General features: G+C 71.3%; 3 protein-coding genes, 1 tRNA gene and 1 pseudogene. All 5 read right to left on the reverse strand.

Going from position 1 to position 2975, the window contains the following annotated elements; translation table 11 throughout:
- Positions 1-96 precede the first annotated feature (96 nt).
- The gene (locus M3N57_01110) at positions 97-792 is read right to left on the reverse strand and encodes a TetR family transcriptional regulator (GenBank protein ID MDP9021307.1); all 696 of its coding nucleotides are present in this window, start codon (positions 790-792) and stop codon (positions 97-99) included.
- A 557-nt stretch (positions 793-1349) separates the two neighbouring features.
- Positions 1350-1460, reverse strand: a pseudogene (locus M3N57_01115) (VOC family protein).
- Positions 1461-1509: 49 nt separating this feature from the next.
- Positions 1510-1782 carry a metalloregulator ArsR/SmtB family transcription factor gene (locus tag M3N57_01120; GenBank protein ID MDP9021308.1) on the reverse strand — a complete coding sequence of 91 codons (273 nt, stop codon included), beginning with the start codon at positions 1780-1782 and terminating at the stop codon, positions 1510-1512.
- Positions 1783-1896: 114 nt separating this feature from the next.
- Positions 1897-1969: transfer RNA gene (locus M3N57_01125), tRNA-Glu, on the reverse strand.
- A 76-nt stretch (positions 1970-2045) separates the two neighbouring features.
- Positions 2046-2975, reverse strand: a 930-nt coding sequence (lnt, locus tag M3N57_01130; GenBank protein ID MDP9021309.1) for an apolipoprotein N-acyltransferase, incomplete at its 5' end; no start/stop codon positions are given.

Genomic DNA, 2975 nt, shown 5'->3' on the forward strand with positions numbered 1-2975 from the left:
CCTCCCCCCGCTGTACCGACAGGTGCAGGTCCTCCAGCGCCCTGACGTCGCCGTAGTGCTTGGTCAACCCCTCGGTTCGGATGACCGTGTCGTCGCTCATGTCGACTCCTGCTCGCGTATGGTGGTCGAGGTCGGCGCAGCACGGTCCACGAGCGCCGAGCGCAGCGTGCCGGCGACCTCGTCGGACAGCAGTCCGTCGGTGAACAGCTCGAGCACCGGGCCGAGGTAGGCGGCGCCCTCGGCGGTGTCGGCGAGCTCCGAGGGGTCACGGGTCAGGTCGACGCCCAGCACGCGCTCCACGTGCTCGTGGAGCACCAGGGCCCCCAGCGACCAGAGCGTCAGGACCGCCGCGCGCTCGGAGGGGTAGGCGCTCGGGCGCAGCGCGCCCGCCTCGACCCCCTCGGCCATGTAGTCGGCGGCGTCGGCGACCAGCTCGTCGATCAGTGCCGCCACCTGCGGCGTGCCGTCGATCAGCGTGCGCGCCAGGTACTTCGTCAGCGGGATGTCCTGCCTGGCGTCGCGCATCGCCGCCAACGGATCGAAGCTCGCCCCCGCGGTCATCCCCTCGTGCTTGTTCGACCGTATGAGGCTCGCGACGTGCTCGTCACACGCGCGGCGGAGGGCTTCCTTGGAACCGAAGTGGTGGATCACCAGCCCCGCGGACACGCCGGCCTCGGCGGCGATCGCCCGCACGCTCGTCGCCGAGACGCCCTCGGCGGCGAACCGCGTGATCGCCGCGTCCCGGATGCGGGCCCGCGCGGTCCGGTCGTCGGCGACGTCTGTTGAACGCATGTCTAGTATACTAGACAGTTGTTCAGTCTGCACGCAACGGAGAGGGCCGCGATGCCCCTCGACAGCGAGAGCGCACGTAGGTTCTACGACCGTCTCGGGGTTGACCCAACTCGGGCGGCTCGCGCACGCGCGCCCGCTGTGCGATCGCGGTTGCGGACCGGGCGCTACGCCGCCGGCTACCTCGGCGTGGACGTCAGCCCACGGAGGGTCGAGCTCGCGCGGGCCCGCCTGGCCCCGTGGCATCCGGGTGCCGAGGTCCGCCTGGTCGATCCGCCCGCCCTGTCGCTGCCCCGGAACAGCGGCGGGTTCGACCGCTTCCTCGCCGCCTACTCTTCGACTTGCTCACGGGCGGCGACGCCGACGCGCTGCTCGGCGAGGCCCGGAGCCTGCTGTCGCCCGATGGCCGCCTCGCGCTCGTGAGCCTGGTCCACGGCACCGACCACCCCAGCAGGCTCACCTCACGCCCCCGGATCGATCACCGCGTCGGGATCGCCCCGAAGGTGGTCCGGATCGACCGCTGGGAGGTGATGCCAACGCGGGAGCAGCCCCGAGCCGACCTACTTCGCAGCCGCCAGCTGCATGAGGTTCCCGCAGGTGTCGTCGAAGACGGCAGTCATCACGGTGCCCATGTCGACCGGCTCCTGCGCGTGTAGAAGCCCAGCGCCTTGTCCTGATCGTCGACAAAGACGCTCGTGATGTTGATTCGCGGCATGCTGCTCACTCCTCACTCGGCCGCCGCTCGGCGATCGCCTTCAAGGGGGAGGTGTTGACGTAGTGAAACTTGAACCGGCCTCTTCGCCTCGCGGCGAGGAGACCGGCCGACTCGAGGACGTCGAGATGCTGGGAGATGGCTTGGCGAGTCGAACTCAACCCGTGCTTCATCGTGAGGCGACTGCACAGCTCGAACAGCGTCTGACCGTCTCTGTCGACGAGCTCATCGAGGATCGCCCTCCTCGTGGGATCAGCGAGCGCCTTGAAGAGGTCGGCCACGACTCCACCATATGCAAGTCGCTACTTACCTGTCAACCCCCAAGGGTTTCCGGCCGAGAGGAATCGGCGGCCACGAGCCGCCCAGACCGATGGATCTGGTGACAGCACTGGCCGTGCCCCCGACGGGATTCGAACCCGCGTTGCCGGCTTGAAAGGCCGGGATCCTAGGCCGCTGGATGACGGGGGCGGGCCGGAGGGTCGAGCACCGCTGTGCGCCGACGATACCAGCGCCCTACCCGGAGCCCCGGCCGCGTCGGCAGCCGTCAGCGGGACCGTAGCCGCCGTTGCGCGACCGGCCACGCGACGAGGAGCGCTGCGGCGAGCATGGCGGCGGGGCCGACGAGGCCTCCCAGGCGCACGGCCGGTGTCCCGCCGTCGATCAACGGCAGGTCGGCCCGCACGATGTCCTGGCGGAAAAGGCCGGTCCGCAGGGTCAGGCGACCCGACGGGTCGATCACCCCGGAGATCCCCGAGATGCCCGCGTGCAGCAGCCAGCGGCCCGACTCGACGGCGCGCACCTGGCTGAACGCCAGGTGCTGGCGGCTCATGGGGGTGCGGCCGAAGCTCGCGTTGTTCGTCGAGACGAGCAGCACCTGCGCCCCCTCGCGGATCTCGCCACGCGCCAGCCCGGGGAAGACGTTCTCGAAGCAGATGAGCGTGCCGACGCGGGCGTCGCCGAAGCGCAGCAGCTGCGGACCGCGACCCGGCAGCATGTCGTTGGGGACCTGCTCGAGTCCGGGGAGCCACCCCAGCCACCGCCGCGCGGGCACGTACTCGGCGAACGGTACCGCCGACCGCTTGCGGTACATCTGCCCGAGGCGTCCGGGGGCGACGACCTCCGCCTGCACGTTGTACACGGTGTTCGGGCGCGGCCCCTGCAGGTAGGCGCCGGCCACCAGCCGGCTGCCCTCGGTCAGGTCCAGCGCCTCGGCCACCAGGGTCCGGACGGATGCGTTGTCGGTGTCGCGGATGTCGGCGTCCAACGAGTTCTCCGGCCACACGACCACGTCCGGAGGACCCCCGGGCGCACGCGCCAGGGGCCGGGAGGCCTCCACCATCCGCTCGGCGACGCGGACGATGCGCCCCGTCTGGACGCGGGCGACCCCGGCCGCGCTCGTCGACTCGATGTCGTTGCCCTGCACGGCCGCCACGTCCAGCGACCGCCCCGTGGGCGGGGGCGGGCCGACCAGCCC

This window comes from Actinomycetota bacterium, from assembly GCA_030776725.1.
Taxonomy (GTDB): domain Bacteria; phylum Actinomycetota; class Nitriliruptoria; order Nitriliruptorales; family JAHWKO01; genus JAHWKW01.

Bases quoted from the DNA above. Each gene is read 5' to 3' on its own strand.
- M3N57_01110 (MDP9021307.1), bottom strand. From the start codon at position 792: ATGCGTTCAACAGACGTCGCCGACGACCGGACCGCGCGGGCCCGCATC.